Origin of the sequence: Kitasatospora sp. NPDC127111 (genome assembly GCF_042677465.1) — a bacterium.
Lineage (GTDB): Bacteria > Actinomycetota > Actinomycetes > Streptomycetales > Streptomycetaceae > Kitasatospora.
Genome location: NZ_JBHXTG010000002.1, coordinates 253,431 through 267,732 on the forward strand (window position 1 = coordinate 253,431; position 14,302 = coordinate 267,732).

At 73.8% G+C, this 14,302-nt stretch carries 10 protein-coding genes and 1 tRNA gene; 5 read left to right on the top strand and 6 right to left on the bottom strand.

The features are described from left to right. Positions 1 to 178 precede the first annotated feature (178 nt). From ACFVHB_RS02975 to ACFVHB_RS02985, 3 genes are all read left to right on the top strand, one after another. Positions 179 to 2,752, top strand: coding sequence for a bifunctional FO biosynthesis protein CofGH (locus ACFVHB_RS02975; protein WP_380314473.1), 2,574 nt, complete (start codon positions 179 to 181; stop codon positions 2,750 to 2,752). Positions 2,753 to 2,914: 162 nt separating this feature from the next. Next, the gene (locus ACFVHB_RS02980; RefSeq protein WP_380314474.1) at positions 2,915 to 3,280 is read left to right on the top strand and encodes a hypothetical protein; all 366 of its coding nucleotides are present in this window, start codon (positions 2,915 to 2,917) and stop codon (positions 3,278 to 3,280) included. Between the two features lie 123 nt (positions 3,281 to 3,403). Then, complete coding sequence (locus tag ACFVHB_RS02985) at positions 3,404 to 4,519, top strand: ADP-ribosylglycohydrolase family protein (protein ID WP_380314475.1); 1,116 nt, start codon at positions 3,404 to 3,406, stop codon at positions 4,517 to 4,519. Between the two features lie 159 nt (positions 4,520 to 4,678). Here the strand turns inward: ACFVHB_RS02985 and ACFVHB_RS02990 are convergent, their stop codons facing one another. The 3 genes from ACFVHB_RS02990 to ACFVHB_RS03000 form a co-directional block, all read right to left on the bottom strand. Then, positions 4,679 to 4,888: a DUF397 domain-containing protein gene (locus ACFVHB_RS02990; protein ID WP_380314476.1), complete on the bottom strand. Its 210-nt coding sequence runs from the start codon at positions 4,886 to 4,888 to the stop codon at positions 4,679 to 4,681. Continuing rightward, complete coding sequence (locus tag ACFVHB_RS02995; RefSeq protein ID WP_380314477.1) at positions 4,885 to 5,748, bottom strand: helix-turn-helix domain-containing protein; 864 nt, start codon at positions 5,746 to 5,748, stop codon at positions 4,885 to 4,887. The genes ACFVHB_RS02990 and ACFVHB_RS02995 overlap by 4 nt, the downstream gene beginning before the upstream one ends. Before the next feature lie 587 nt (positions 5,749 to 6,335). After that, the gene (locus ACFVHB_RS03000) at positions 6,336 to 7,082 is read right to left on the bottom strand and encodes a GPP34 family phosphoprotein (protein WP_380314478.1); all 747 of its coding nucleotides are present in this window, start codon (positions 7,080 to 7,082) and stop codon (positions 6,336 to 6,338) included. A gap of 297 nt (positions 7,083 to 7,379) precedes the next feature. Here ACFVHB_RS03000 and ACFVHB_RS03005 point away from each other — a divergent pair, with 297 nt between their 5' ends. Further along, positions 7,380 to 9,812: a D-alanyl-D-alanine carboxypeptidase gene (locus ACFVHB_RS03005; RefSeq protein WP_380314479.1), complete on the top strand. Its 2,433-nt coding sequence runs from the start codon at positions 7,380 to 7,382 to the stop codon at positions 9,810 to 9,812. Between the two features lie 117 nt (positions 9,813 to 9,929). Here the strand turns inward: ACFVHB_RS03005 and ACFVHB_RS03010 are convergent, their stop codons facing one another. The 3 genes from ACFVHB_RS03010 to ACFVHB_RS03020 all read right to left on the bottom strand — a co-directional run bounded on the left by ACFVHB_RS03010 (position 9,930) and on the right by ACFVHB_RS03020 (position 13,835). Continuing rightward, the gene (locus ACFVHB_RS03010) at positions 9,930 to 10,694 is read right to left on the bottom strand and encodes a YhjD/YihY/BrkB family envelope integrity protein (RefSeq protein ID WP_380314480.1); all 765 of its coding nucleotides are present in this window, start codon (positions 10,692 to 10,694) and stop codon (positions 9,930 to 9,932) included. 478 nt (positions 10,695 to 11,172) lie between these two features. Further along, positions 11,173 to 12,720, bottom strand: coding sequence for a glycosyltransferase family 39 protein (locus tag ACFVHB_RS03015; protein WP_380314481.1), 1,548 nt, complete (start codon positions 12,718 to 12,720; stop codon positions 11,173 to 11,175). 122 nt (positions 12,721 to 12,842) lie between these two features. Further along, the gene (locus ACFVHB_RS03020) at positions 12,843 to 13,835 is read right to left on the bottom strand and encodes an aldo/keto reductase (protein WP_380314482.1); all 993 of its coding nucleotides are present in this window, start codon (positions 13,833 to 13,835) and stop codon (positions 12,843 to 12,845) included. A gap of 187 nt (positions 13,836 to 14,022) precedes the next feature. Between ACFVHB_RS03020 and ACFVHB_RS03025 the strand changes: the two genes are divergently transcribed. Next, positions 14,023 to 14,095 (top strand) — tRNA-Arg (locus tag ACFVHB_RS03025). Positions 14,096 to 14,302 lie beyond the last annotated feature (207 nt).

The following is a 14,302-nucleotide window of genomic DNA, read 5'->3' on the forward strand; positions in this document are numbered from 1 at the left end:
GCCGTCGTGCCGCGCCGTTGTGGCCGGCGTGCCTGTGCTCTCCATTACACGGCCCCGGACCGCCCGGGTCATCGCCCTGCAGGGCCAGATCGGGGTCGACCTCGCGGCGCAGCCGACCCTGAGACGGCCTCAGGGTCACGTACTCCGGACGTACGAGAACTGGCGTAGTGTCGCCGCCATGGACGGAACCTTCCCCCCGACCGCGAACGCGATGCGGCGCGCGCTGCGCCGTGCCCGGGACGGTGTCGCGCTCGACGCGGCCGAGGCCGCGGTGCTGCTCCAAGCCCGGGGCGAGGATCTGCTGGACCTCTGCCGGAGCGCCGCCCGGGTCCGCGACGCGGGCCTGGAGGCCGCGGGCCGGCCCGGCGTCATCACCTACTCGAAGAGCGTCTTCATCCCGCTCACCCGGCTCTGCCGCGACAAGTGCCACTACTGCACCTTCGCCACCGTCCCCGGCAAGCTGCGCCGGGCCGGGCAGGGGATGTTCATGTCGCCGGACGAGGTGCTGGACGTCGCCCGCCGGGGCGCCGAACTGGGCTGCAAGGAAGCCCTGATCACGCTCGGGGACAAGCCCGAGGACCGCTGGCCGGAGGCCCGCGAGTGGCTCGACGCGCACGGCTACGACGACACCATCGCCTACGTCCGGGCGATGTCGATCCGCATCCTGGAGGAGACCGGCCTGCTCCCGCACCTCAACCCCGGGGTGCTGAGCTGGACGGACTTCCAGCGGCTCAAGCCGGTCTCGGCCTCGATGGGCATGATGCTGGAGACCACCGCCACCCGGCTGTGGAGCGAGCCCGGCGGCCCGCACCACGGCTCGCCCGACAAGGAACCGGCCGTCCGGCTGCGGGTGCTGGAGGACGCCGGCCGCAGCTCGGTGCCCTTCACCAGCGGCCTGCTGATCGGCATCGGCGAGACGTACGAGGAGCGCGCCGAGTCGCTGTTCGCGCTGCGCCGGATCTCCCGCGCGTACCACGGCATCCAGGAACTGATCCTGCAGAACTTCCGCGCCAAGCCGGACACGGCGATGCGCGGCATGCCCGACGCCGAGCTGGACGAACTGGTCGCCACCGTCGCCGTCGCCCGGCACATCATGGGCCCCTCGGCCTGCCTGCAGGCGCCGCCGAACCTGGTGGACGGCGAGTACCGGCGGCTGATCGGCGCCGGGATCGACGACTGGGGCGGGGTCTCGCCGCTGACGCCGGACCACGTCAACCCCGAGCGCCCGTGGCCGCAGATCGAGAAGCTGGCCGAGCAGTCGGCGGCGGCCGGCTTCGAGCTGCGCGAACGCCTCGCCGTCTACCCCGAGTACGTCCGGCACGGCGAGCCCTGGCTGGACCCGCGGGTGCTCCCGCACGTGCGCGCGCTGTCCGACCCGGAGACCGGCCTGGCCCGCCCGGACGCGGTGGTCCGGGGCCTGCCCTGGCAGGAGCCTGAGGACCTGCCGGCCTCGTACGGCCGGACCGACCTGCACGCGACCATCGACACCGAGGGCCGCACCGGCGACCGCCGGGCCGACTTCGAGGACGTCTACGGGGACTGGGAGGTGCTGCGCGAGCAGGTGCTCGCCCAGGGCGCCCCGGAACGGCTGGCGGGCGACCTCCGCCAGGCCCTGGCGGTGGCCGCCGACGACCCGGAGAAGCTGACGGACGACCAGGCGCTCGCCCTGTTCCACGCGGACGGCCCGGCGCTGGACGCGCTCTGCCGGATCGCCGACGACGTGCGGCGCGACGCGGTCGGGGACGACGTCACCTACTGCGTGACCCGCAACATCAACTTCACCAACGTCTGCTACACCGGCTGCCGGTTCTGCGCCTTCGCCCAGCGCCGCACCGACGCGGACGCCTACACCCTCTCGCTCCAGCAGGTGGCCGACCGGGCCGCGCAGGCCTGGGAGGTCGGCGCCACCGAGGTCTGCATGCAGGGCGGAATCCACCCCGACCTGCCCGGCACCGCCTACTTCGACATCGCCCGCGCCGTGAAGGAGCGGGTCCCCGGCATCCACGTGCACGCCTTCTCGCCGATGGAGGTGGTCAACGGCGCGACCCGGACCGGCCTGTCGATCCGCGAGTGGCTGCAGGAGGCCAAGGACGCCGGGCTGGACACCATCCCGGGCACTGCCGCCGAGATCCTGGACGACGAGGTCCGCTGGGTGCTCACCAAGGGCAAGCTGCCGGCCGCCACCTGGGTCGAGGTGGTCACCACCGCGCACGAGCTGGGCATCCGCTCCTCGTCCACCATGATGTACGGGCACGTGGACACCCCGGCCCACTGGCTGGGGCACCTGCGGCTGCTCGCCGGGATCCAGCGACGCACCGGCGGCTTCACCGAGTTCGTGACGCTGCCGTTCATCCACACCAACGCGCCGGTCTACCTGGCGGGCATCGCCCGGCCCGGGCCGACCGCCCGGGACAACCGCGCGGTGGTGGCGATGGCCCGCCTGCTGCTGCACCCGCACATCCCCAACATCCAGACCAGCTGGGTGAAGCTGGGCGCCGAGGGCGCGGCCGAGATGCTCCGCTCGGGCGCCAACGACCTGGGCGGCACGCTGATGGAGGAGACCATCTCGCGGATGGCCGGTTCGGCGTACGGGAGCTACAAGTCGGTCCGGGACCTGCAGGCGATCGCCGAGGCGGCGGGCCGCCCGCACCGGCAGCGCACCACCACCTACGGCGAGGTGCCGGCCGAGCGCAGGGCCGCGGCCCTGGCCTCGGACGGCCACCTCCCGGAGCTGCTGCCCGTGCTGGACTGACGCATCTTCGACCGGCGCATCTTCGACCGGCGCATCTTCGACCGGCGCGCCATCGACCGGCGCGCCGGAGAACCGGAGAACCGGAGCCCCGGTGTCCGCGTCCACGTCATGGTGGCCCGATGCCCGGGCCACCACGGCGATCGGGGGCGCAGCGTGGACGCGGTGGCGGAGAGGGACGGCGCGGGCCGGTGGGGCCCGCTCGGGGCAGCGGTGCTCGCGGCCGTGGTGGGCTTCGTGTTCGCGAGGTACGCGCAGGACACCCACCAGCACCTGGTCTGGGAGCTGTGCCACAAGGCCGCCTCGGTGCCCGGCTCGGTGTGGGCGGCCGCGATCGTGGCGCCACTGCTGAGTCTCGGGGCCTCGGTCGGGGCCGGGTGGCTGGCGGTGCGGGCCCGGCGGCGGCCGGTCCTGCTGGTGGCCGCGATGGCGGTCTCCGCCGCCGCCGGGTTCTGCGGCCTGCTGGAGGCCTTCGGCGCCGTGGACACGCTGGCCGTCGACCACAGCAACGGGAACACATGCATGGCATGATCTTGTCAAGTCTGTTGTTCGGGTGAACCCCTCGACTTGTTCGGCCATTCGAATACAGTGCGAGGGCGCGCGACCGGTCCGCGGCGCGCGGACCGCTTCCCGGACGAAAGGCGCCCCGTCGTGATGCCACTGTGGTCACGCGCACAGCAGCAGGACTTCCGCAGCCGGGTGCGGGGCTGTCTGCTCGGCGGCGCGATCGGCGACGCGCTCGGCGCGGGCATCGAGTTCGAGTCGCTGGAGAAGATCCGCGCGGTGCACGGCCCGCACGGCGTCACCGGGTACGTCCCCGCGTACGGGCGGCTCGGCGCGATCACCGACGACACCCAGATGGTGCTGTTCACCGTGGACGGGCTGATCCGGGCCCACATCCGCCGCGACACCGGGAGCTGGCACCCGCCCACCGACCTCCACCTCGCCTACCTGCGCTGGTCCGCCACCCAGCGGGACTGGGGGCCGGACGAGCGGCGGGGCGACCTCGGCTGGCTCGGCCGCGAGGAGTGGCTGTACGCCCAGCGCGCCCCCGGCCAGGCCTGTCTCTCCGGTCTCTCCGGGCCGGACGCCGAGCGGCTCGGCACCCTGGAGGCGCCCAAGAACCCGCACTCCAAGGGGTGCGGCACGGTGATGCGGGCGGCCCCGTTCGGGCTGCTCACCACCTGGGAGCCGGGGTTGGTGTTCCAGCTGGCGGTGGAGTGCTCGGTGCTGACCCACGGGCACCCGACCGGCTACCTCTCGGCCGGCGCGCTGGCGGTGATCGTCCAGACCGCGGCCCGCGGCGGGACCCTGGAGGAGGGCGTCCACCTGGCGCTGGCCCTGCTCTCCGAGCGGCCGGGGCACGAGGAGACCACGGCGGCGCTGCGGGCGGCGCTGGACGCGGTGCGGGCCGGGGAGCCGTCCGCCGAGCGGGTCGAGGCGCTGGGGGAGGGCTGGGTCGCCGAGGAGGCGCTGTCGATCGGGGTGTACTGCGCGCTGGTCGCCCACGACGTCCGGTCCGGCCTGCTGCTGGCGGTGAACCACTCGGGGGACAGCGACTCCACCGGCGCGATCTGCGGCAACCTGCTCGGGGTGCTGCACGGGGACACCGCGCTGCCGCCCGGTCTGGTGGCGGGCCTGGAGGGGCGGGGGGCGCTGCTGGAGCTGGCCGACGACTTCGTCCTGGAACTGATGCACGGGCCCGAGCTGCACGGGCAGGACACCCCGGAGGGCGTCGCCTGGTCGGCGCGCTACCCCGTCCTGCGCTGAGCCGTCCTGCGCCGGACCGTGCTGCGCCGGGCCGTGCTGTGCCGGGCCCCGGCCGTCGAGCTCCGGGCCCGGAACGCGCAGTTGCCCGTAGCCGTGTCCGCCGACGGGGGAGCGGCGGACACCGCTACGGGCAACTGGGCCGAGAACGGGTGCCGCGGATCAGAAGCCGCCGAACGCCCCTGCCCCGGCGGCCTCGGCGAAGGACTTCCAGGCATCGGCGGAGAAGTGCAGCTGCGGGCCCTGCGGGTCCTTGGAGTCCCGGACCGCCACCGCACCCCGGGCCGGCGTGGCGATCTCCACGCACGCGCCGTTGCCGCCGCTGTGGCTGCTCTTCCGCCAGACCGTCCCGTTCTCGATGGTGGTGCTCATGCGTGGTAGTCCTCCGCAATCTCGGCTATCAGTGAGCGGCTCTCGGCCACCCCGAGCGCCGCAGCCCGCAGGTGGTCGTAGAGACTGGTATAGCGGCGCACGTCCGCGTCCTTCTCCAGGTAGAGATCGCTCGTCACCCCTTCGAAGTAGACAACCGTGGAATCGGCTGACTCGGGGAACTCCAGCAGGGAGAATGTCCCGGTCATCCCGGGGTGGGCGCCCTTGGAGAAGGGGATCACCTGGATGGTGATGTTGGGGCGCTGGCTCAGCTCCAGCATGTGCTTCAGCTGATCGGCCATCACGGCCTTGCCGCCGACCTCGCGGCGCAGCACCGCCTCGTCTATGACGGTCCAGAGACTGCCGAGCTGGTTCTCGCCGTTGACGCGGTCCTGGCGCTTCATCCGGACCTGCACCCGGCGCTGGACGGCGAGCGCGTCGGTGTCCGGCTGGGTGCCCTCGACCACGGCCTGGGCGTACTGCTCGGTCTGCAGCAGGCCGGGGACGAACGAGGACTCGTAGGCCCGGATCGAGGAGGCCTCGGCCTCCAGCCCGATGTAGACGCTGTAGGGGGTCGGCATGTCGTTGAAGTCGTGCCACCAGCCGCGCTGCCGGGACTCCCGGGCCATCTCCATCAGGCTGGCCCGCATCGCCTCGTCGGTGACGTTGTAGACGTCGCAGAGGTCACGGACGTCCCGCTGGCTGATGCTGCGGCGGCCGTTCTCCAGTCGGCTGATCTTCGACTGGGAGACCATCAGCCGGCCGGCCACCTCCTCCGCCGTCATGGACAGGCCCTCGCGCAGTTTGCGCAGCTCGGAGCCCAGGCGCCTGCGGCGCACGGTGGGATTGATGTTCGCGGACACGTCGACCTCCGGCCGGACCTCTGGTGATCGTTGGAGCGGCAATCCTCGGAACACTGTGGAAATTGGGACCAACCCCCCTGACTTTGAGCAGCATGTCACCTTGGATCAGATCGGCGCCGGGGAATCACAGGAGCGCAGTAGAACAGATCATCGGAAAAGCGCTTCGGCGAGACAGCGGGCACCCCTGAGTGGTAAGGCGGCGATGCGGCTCGAACCGGTGGTACTGGGACGGCGGTGCGGGCGCCCCCGAAGCCCGCACACGTGCTGGTGGCACGTGCGGAGGCGGTCCCGGCCTCGCTCCGTCGAGCGGTCCGGCCCGCCTTCGGGGACGGCGGAGGGGCGGCCGCCCGGCGACTTCCGTCGCGGGCGACCGCCCCTCCGTGCTGCTGGTTGCTCACCACCGGGTGACGGCGCGAGCGGTACGGCGAGCGCCGGGCCGTGCGCGGGTCCGGTGCTGCCGGCCGGCTGGTACCGGCCGGTGGTGCGGTGGAGTGGTGCTGCCGTGGAGCGGTGCTGCGTGTTGCGGTGGTACGGCGTGCGGTGCGCTGCGTGCTGCGTGCGCTGCCCGGTGCCCGGGGCCGACCGCGTCAGCGAACGCCCACGCGGGGCGCCGCGACCCGGCCGCCGGCCGCGCCGCGGCCCGCCGCACGCTGACCGGGGCGACCCGCGCCGGCCTGCGCACCTCCCGAGGATGAACGGTTCTGCTGCGACGGCAGGCCGTTCTGCACGTCCATCACGGCGTGCGCGACCATCCCGCCCAGCGGGTCGTACCGGATCAGGTCGCGCAGCCGCGACCGTGACGACCGGCCCTCGTTGCCGGGGTACAGGTGCTTGCCCAGACCCACCGAGTGGGCCAGGGCGGCGAGCGCGGCCGTCCGCGGGTCCGGCGGCACGCCGGTGCGGATCGCGGTGTCCAGCCGCTGCTTGATCGCGGCGTTGGTGCAGTCGTCGGACGCCTGGTAACGCGTCGTCGGCAGCACCCCGCACACCTGGCCCGGCACGGCCGTGACCATGCCGCACCGCTCCAGGTGCGCCAGGTAGGTCTGCCGCAGCCCCAAACGGGGCCCGCCGATCCAGTGCGCGGCACGGACCGGGCTGCCGCGTCGGCGCAGCAACTCCAGTGCGTGGTCCAGCGTCGGGTCGCCGGTCGGCCGTGGCAGCACCACGGCGATCCGGTCGCCCTCCGGGACGATCCGTCCGGCCAGGGACAGCTCGACGAGCTGCGCCCCGGCGAGTCCTAGGTCGAGGGTCTGCGGCTGCGCCGTGGTACCCGTGGTCGGGTCCAATGCGAGCAGCAAGAGTTCCTCGGGAACAGTTCTGCGGCTCTTGCCCATCCAAGCCTCCCCGCGTGGATGGGAAACAGCGTGACGCCTCTCACACGGGCTTGTCGAGTACGCCTCCGAATCGTGACCTTGCGTACGAGGCGGGGAACCGGCGGCGCCGGGCCCGGCGTCTGAGCGGTGAACAGGCCGCGGTGCGGCCGTGCGGCGGCAATAAGCGCCGGTCGGGCGGGGTGTGGGCGGCCGGAACGGCCGCGGTGGCGGAGACTGTACAGGTACACGGGGCGGGGCGTCGGCTTCCCGAAATCGGGTCTGCCGGTGCCCCGCCGGGCGTTGAGGAGGCTGGGTTACGTGGGCGAGTCCCCCGACAGGGTGCTGCGGGACGGCGAGCGGGAGCGGGAGCGGGGCGGGGAACGGGAGCGCCCGGCCGACGCCGACGGCAAGCCGGAGCCGGCGGCCGAGACGGCGGCCGAGCCGGCGGAGGCGGCCGGTGCGGACGGGGCCGGCGCGGACGTTGACGCCGCGGCCGCCCCGGACGGCGGACCGTCCGGGGCGCCGTCCGGCACGGCCCGGGCCGGCTCCACCGTGCAGCTCCGGGTCCGGGATGTGGACACCAAGACCACGATGCTCCGGCTGCCCGTCGACAACGCGACCACCGCCCTCCGGCTGCCGCCGGAGCTCACCACCCCGGCCCCCGAGAGCGACGGGTCCGCAGCTGACGGCGGGTCCGGCGACTCCGCCCACGGTGCGTCGGCGAAGGACGGGGCGGCCGTCCGGGCAGCCGGCCGCCCGTCCGGCGCCGACCCTCGTCTCGCCCTTCGGACGGCGGCCGCGGCCGCGCCGTCCGACGCGCAGAAGGACGCGGCGTCAGCGGAGTCAGCCGACTCAGCGGAGCCAGCCGACTCAGCCGACTCAGCCGACTCGGCGGAGTCAGCGGAGTCAGCGGAGAAGGAGAAGAAGGAGGAGGGCGCCGAGAAGCCGGGGACGGCGAAGGCCGAGAAGCTGGAGAAGCCCCTCCCCGCGAAGCCCCTCCCCCCGAAGTCCGCCGCGGCGACGACCGCCTCCGGTGCCGCGCTCGCCGCTGCCCCCGCGGAGGGCGCCGCCGCGAAGGCTCCCGCCGCGAAGCCCCCCGCCGCGAAGCCCCCCGCCGCCCCCGGCGCGGGCACCGTGCCCGAGCCCCCCGCGCCGCGCCCGCTGCCCGAACCCGCCCCCGTCCCCGAGCCCGTGCCCGAACCGCACCCCGAGCCCGAGCCCGTCCCCGAACCGGAGCCGACGCCCGGGCCGGAGCCGCTGCCCAAGCCCGAACCCGCCCCCAAGCCGGGGCCCGGCCCCGCCCCCGAACCGCTCCCCACCCCGGACCCGCAGCCGGTGCCGCCGGCCCCGCCGCTGCCCAAGCCCGAACCGCTGCCCACCCCAGGCCCGCTGACCGGCCCCGAAGCGGCCGTCACCGAACCGCTGCCCGCACCCGACCGGCTGCGCATCACCGAGCCGATGCTCGGCCCGGCGACCACCGCCGAGGCGATGGAGGTGCTGGCGGCGCTCAACGCCCGCCCGGTGTCGCCGCTGCGCCGCGCGCTCAAGCGGATCACCATCTGGACCGTCTTCCTCGCCTTCGTGCTCGGCGTGCTCGTGGTGGCCCAGCTGCTCCGCCCGCTGCCGGACGCCAAGGTCAAGCAGACCGCCGCCGGCAGCTTCAGCTTCGGCGGCGACCCGCTCGACCTGGCCTGGCCGGCCAAGGGCCAGTCGGCCGCCGAGGTGGTCGGCGTCGGCAGCCTCGGCAGCTCCGGCCAGGAGACGCCGGCCTCGATCGCCAGCGTCACCAAGGTCATGAACGCCTACCTGATCCTCCAGGCGCACCCGCTGAAGAAGGGCGAGAGCGGCCCGAAGATCACCGTCGACAAGCAGGCCGCGCAGGAGTCCGGGAACACCGACGAGTCCCGGGTCACCCTGACCGAGGGCCAGCAGCTCAGCCAGTACCAGGCGCTGGAGCTGCTGATGCTGCCCTCCGCCAACAACGTGGCCCGGCTGCTGGCCCGCTGGGACTCCGGCTCGGAGGACGTCTTCGTCAAGAAGATGAACGACACCGCCGCCAAGCTCGGGATGACCAACACCGTCTACACCGACCCGGCCGGCTTCAACCAGGAGACCAAGAGCACCGCCAAGGACCAGCTGAAGCTCGCCGAGCAGGCGATGCAGGACGAGATCTTCCGGCAGATCGTGTCCACCCCGGACACCACCCTCGGCAACCAGAAGATCTACAACACCAACACCCTGATCAACGCCAAGAACGGCGTCATCGGCGTCAAGACCGGCTCCAGCACCCCGGCAGGCGGCTGCCTGATGTGGGCCGCGTACAAGGAGATCGGCGGCGTGAAGCGGCTGATCCTCGGCGTCACCCTGGGGCAGCCGGCCACCTCCTCCGCACCCGCCGACGGGATCCTGCCCACGGTCCTGAAGGTCAGCGGCAAGCAGATCCAGGCGGCCCAGAACGGGCTGACCGGGCAGACCCTGGCCAAGCAGGGCGACGTGGTCGGCAAGGTCGACGACGGCCTCGGCGGCAGCGTCCCGGTCGTCGCCGGCAAGGAGCTCGTCGCGGCCGGCTTCCCCGGCGTCTCCGGCACCCTCACCCTGGACTCCTCGAAGCTCGGCCACACCGCGAAGGCCGGCACCCAGGTCGGCGTGCTGAGCGTGGGCTCCGGAGAGAACCGGGTCGAGGTCCCCGTGGTCCTGCAGAGCGACCTCGCGCCCCCGTCCATCCTGTCCCGCCTCACCCGACTGCTCTGACGGCCGGCGAAACCGCCACGCGCGGACGACGGAGTGGGAGGACCGGCCGGTCCTCCCACTCCGTCCGCGTTTCCGGGCCGCGCGGGCACGACCGCCCGGTCGGAACCGGGGACCGGATCAGAACCGGCGACCACCCCAGCGCCCGGGCTCGCCACGCGTCCCCAGCCACTCGGCCACCGGCTCCTCCTCCGCCACCACCCGGCCCACCGCGATCGCCAACGTCAACCCGGCGAACGTCACGATCAGCCAGGAGAGAGCGGTGAAGATCACCCCGTACGGCCCGAACTGGCCCACGCTGTGCGCCATCGCCCGCGGCAGGTACACCCGCGCCGCGACCCCCAGGCCGATCACCACCACCCCGCAGAGCACCGAACCCGGCAACAACGGCAGCCAGCGCACCCGGCCGGCCAGCAACAGGTGCTGCGTCCACCACCACATGACCGTCGCGAGCACGGCGGTCAGCGGAACACCCAGCCAGGCGCCCGCACCGAAACCGTCCCGCACCGAACTCTCGAACACCAGACAGACCAGCCACACCAGCAACCAGACCAGCCAACGCCAGGCCGCCAGCCTGGTCCCCGACTTGGGCAACTCCCAGCAACGCTCGCAAACCCGCTGCACCGCCCGGCTCAGCGCCGTCGCCGACAACAGCGTCACCAGCACCCCGATCGCCCCGATGCTGCTCTCCTGGGCATGGCCGGTCGCCAGCACCTGCTGCAGCGACTGCTCGGCCGCGCCCTCGATGCCCAACTCCTTGCGGAGCGTGCGCACCACACCGTCCCGGATCGCGGCCGGAGCGAACACCGCCAGCGCGAACAGCGCCGGCAGCGCGCTCAAGAACGCCTGGGCGGCCAAGCGGGTCGCACAGTCCAGCAGGTTCACCCGCAGGACATGACCGAGCGCCCGCCCGATCAGGGGCACCCGCTCGGGCAGCCCGCGCGCCGACGCGGCCAGCCGCGCCGACCGCCCCCTCCACCGCGCCACCCGACCCTCCGGCCGCCCGCTCACGGCCTCCTCCACCCGGGACGGCCGCCGACGCCTGGCCCGCCCGGCCGGAGTGCCGGGGCCCGCGGCCCGCCGCGTCGCCGCCGCGCCGGTCGCCGCCGCCCGCCGATGCTCCGCACCGCACTCCCTCCTCCGCCTCGCACCGCCCTCCCGACACCACGCCCGCCCGGGGGCACGGGGCCGTCGACGGCGGGCCCGCCGGCGAGGCACAGACGTACGGGCGGCCGGAGGCGCCCTGACCGCCGTGCTCCATGGTCACCCGCCCTCCGCGCCCCCGCATCCGGGGAACGGCGGCGGGCCGAACCGCGGCCAGGCCGAACCAGCGGCCGAACCGGCAGGCACAGCGCTAGCGCGGTCAGCGGGTGGCGCGGTCCAAGAGGGCGAGGGTCACACCGCCGAGGGGCGTGACACGGTCCGGGGCGCCGTACCGCGAACGCAGCGCCTGAGCCTGATCACCGGGCATGGCGCTGAACGGCTCCGCGGTGTCCCCGAGCACCAGGAGCCATATCCGCTGCCCCTGCCCCACACACTCCTCCGGCCGCGGACAAGCCGCCGGGAAGAGGTCCTCCGCCTGAACCGCGCTGTGCTCGACGAACACCGGGTACGGCCGCACCTCCGGCGGCAGGTAGTAGGAGACACCGGACCCGATCATCGCCCAGCTCTGGTTGCCCAGCGGAGTCGCGATGCCGTCCCCGGGCCGGTAACCGGCCGCGATCAGCTCCGCGGCCGCCCGGTACGGCTCACGGGAATAGGAGTGCGAGCCCGGATAGCGCACCGACGACTGATGGGGCAACGCCACCAGCGCCGGCACCGCCAGCAGCCCCGCCGCCAGCAACACCCCCGCCGTCCGGACCTGCCGCGGAGTCCGGCTGCGCCGCGCCGCCGCCGCGATCGTCGTGTACACCGCGCGCACCCCGCCGCCCGCCAACGCCGCCCAGGCCGGAACGGTGAACAGCAGGTACCGGTCGACGAAGTACGAGGTGCTGCCCCGCGACACCAGCCAGACCGCCACCACCGGAGCCACCGCGAGCACCAGCAGCCGGCACGCCGGCAGCCGCCGCCCGGGCAGCACCAGCACCAACAGCGCCAGCAGGACGAAGACGTGGAACACCCCCGCCGAGCCGAACAGCGGCTCACCGAAGTGCCGCAACTGGAAGAACGTCGGCTTGCCGATCCAACCCAGCTGACGCCCGGACTGCCGGCTGCCCAGCACCAGCACCGGCACCACCGGCAGGGCCGCCACCACCACCGCCAGCGGGTACTGCCAGAGCAGCCGCCGCCGCACGTCACCCGCACCCCTGACCTGCCAGAAGTGCAGCAACACCAGACCGGCCTGCCCCGCGAGGGTGCTGAACGAGATCAGATGGCCCGCGCCCGCCACCGCCATCGCCGCACAGTACGGCGCCCAACGCCGCAGCCCCGGCCGTTCGAGGGCGCGCAACAGGAACCAGGTCGCCGCGGCGACCGCACAGGTCACCAAGGCGTACGAGCGGGCCTCCTGGGCGTAACGGGAGATCAGCGGCACCACGGTGAACAACAGTCCGCCGCCGATCGCCGCCACCCGCCCGCCGAACAACCGCTCCGCGGTGAGCGCCACGAACGCCGCCGCACCCGCCATGGCCAGCACCGAGGGGAGACGCAGCGCGACGGTGGAGTCACCGCACACCGCCGTCCAGCCGTGCATCAGCAAGTAGTACGCGCCGTTGCTGGCGTCCACGTGCTGGAGCAACCGCACCAGATCCCCGAGCGACCGGGTCGACACCGTCCAGGTCGCCACCTCGTCACGCCAGAGCTCCGGCGTACCCAGCCGGTACCCGCCGACCGCGAGCATGACCAGCGCCGGCCACAACCAGACCTGCCCGAGCAGGCGCAGAGCCGGGTGCGGGATGGCAACTGGTCTCATCGGGCGGGCCTTCACGGTCGTTCGGGAGCGGTCGGTCCCTGGCAGGCTACTGGACGGCGCCTGACGCCTTGTCGGCAGTCGCCCCCTGAAGCGCTCCGGTGCCGGCCGCGTCTGGCGGGCCGTCACCAGCGGTGGTGGACCAGGGGCCGGATCCGCCGGTCGTACAGCTCGCGGACGGCCTCCAGGGTCGCCTCCGGCAACGCGGGCAACGCGGCGGCGGCGGAGTTGGCGCGAGCCTGCCCGGCATTGCGGGCCCCGGGGATCACGGTGGTCACCCCCGGCTGCTGGATGACCCAGCGCAGCGCCGTCTGCGCCGGCGTGGCACCCTCCGGAGCCAGCGCGGCGAACTCGGCCGCCGCCTCCACACCCGTGTCGTAGTCGACACCGGAGAACGTCTCACCGACGTCGAAGGACGAGCCGTCGCGGTTGTAAGCGCGGTGGTCCTCCGGCGCGAACACCGTGTCGTGCCGGTACCTCCCGGACAGCAGGCCGGAGGCGAGCGGAACCCGCGCGATGACGGCGACCCCCGCCTCCCGGGCGGCACCCAACACCTCGGTGAGCGGCTTCTGCCGGAACGGGTTGATGATGATCTGCACACTGGCCACGTGCGGCCGCGCGATCGCCTCCAGCGCCTCCGCACACGTCTCCACGCTCACGCCGTACGCGGCGGTCCGCTTCTCGGCCACCAGGGCGTCGAGCGCCTCGTAGACGGCCGCGGAGCTGAACACCGCGCCGGGCGGACAGTGCAACTGGACCAGATCGAGCGTCTCGACACCCAGGAACTCCCGCGAACGGTCGTTCCAACGACGGAAGTTGTCCAACGTGAACTCCGCCGGGTCCTGCGGCCCGCGGCGGCCCATCTTCGTCGCGACGACGATCCCGCCCGCCCGGGCCGACCCCAGACCCCGCAGGAACGCCCCGATCAGCCGCTCGCTGCGCCCGTCGCCGTAGACGTCGGCGGTGTCCAGGAAGGTCACCCCGGAGTCCACCGCGGCGGCCAGCACGGCCAGGGCGTCCTCCTCGGCCACCTGCCCCCAGTCCGCCCCGAGCTGCCACGTCCCGAGCCCGATCACCGACAGGCTGCGCCCGAGCCTGCCCGCCGTCCGTTCCTCCATGCCGACCGCCCTCCGGATCGCACCCACCGCCGGCCCGGCCGGGCCCGACCCCACGCATTCTGGCAAGCCGCACCCGCGAAACGGCTCGTCTCGCCCGCCGACACCCCGCGCTCCGCAGCCGCCCCCCGCACCCCGCGAACCTCAGCGCCCACCCGACCCCCGATCCGGTACGCTGTCCACCGAGTGCGCCTCAGTAGCTCAGGGGATAGAGCACGGCTCTCCTAAAGCCGGTGTCGCAGGTTCGAATCCTGCCTGGGGCACAGCGGGAACGACCCGAGGGGAAGCCCCGGACCACGAGTGGTCCGGGGCTTCCGCCGTTTCCGGGCGCGGGGCGGGCGCGGGCCGACGCTCATCCTGACGGTGCGTCACGGCGGATCGGCCGGGCGGGGTGGTGGCGGTGGTCGGGGTCAGGCGGTGGAGGCGCTAGCGGCGGGGGCGGGCGGCGGATGGTGGATGGCGGGCGGCGG

Coding starts and splice junctions, on each gene's coding strand:
- ACFVHB_RS03015 (WP_380314481.1), bottom strand. CDS start 12,720: ATGAGACCAGTTGCCATCCCGCACCCGGCTCTGCGCCTGCTCGGGCAG.
- ACFVHB_RS02990 (WP_380314476.1), bottom strand. CDS start 4,888: ATGAGCACCACCATCGAGAACGGGACGGTCTGGCGGAAGAGCAGCCAC.
- ACFVHB_RS03020 (WP_380314482.1), bottom strand. CDS start 13,835: ATGGAGGAACGGACGGCGGGCAGGCTCGGGCGCAGCCTGTCGGTGATC.
- ACFVHB_RS03000 (WP_380314478.1), bottom strand. CDS start 7,082: ATGGGCAAGAGCCGCAGAACTGTTCCCGAGGAACTCTTGCTGCTCGCA.
- ACFVHB_RS02985 (WP_380314475.1), top strand. CDS start 3,404: ATGCCACTGTGGTCACGCGCACAGCAGCAGGACTTCCGCAGCCGGGTG.
- ACFVHB_RS02975 (WP_380314473.1), top strand. CDS start 179: ATGGACGGAACCTTCCCCCCGACCGCGAACGCGATGCGGCGCGCGCTG.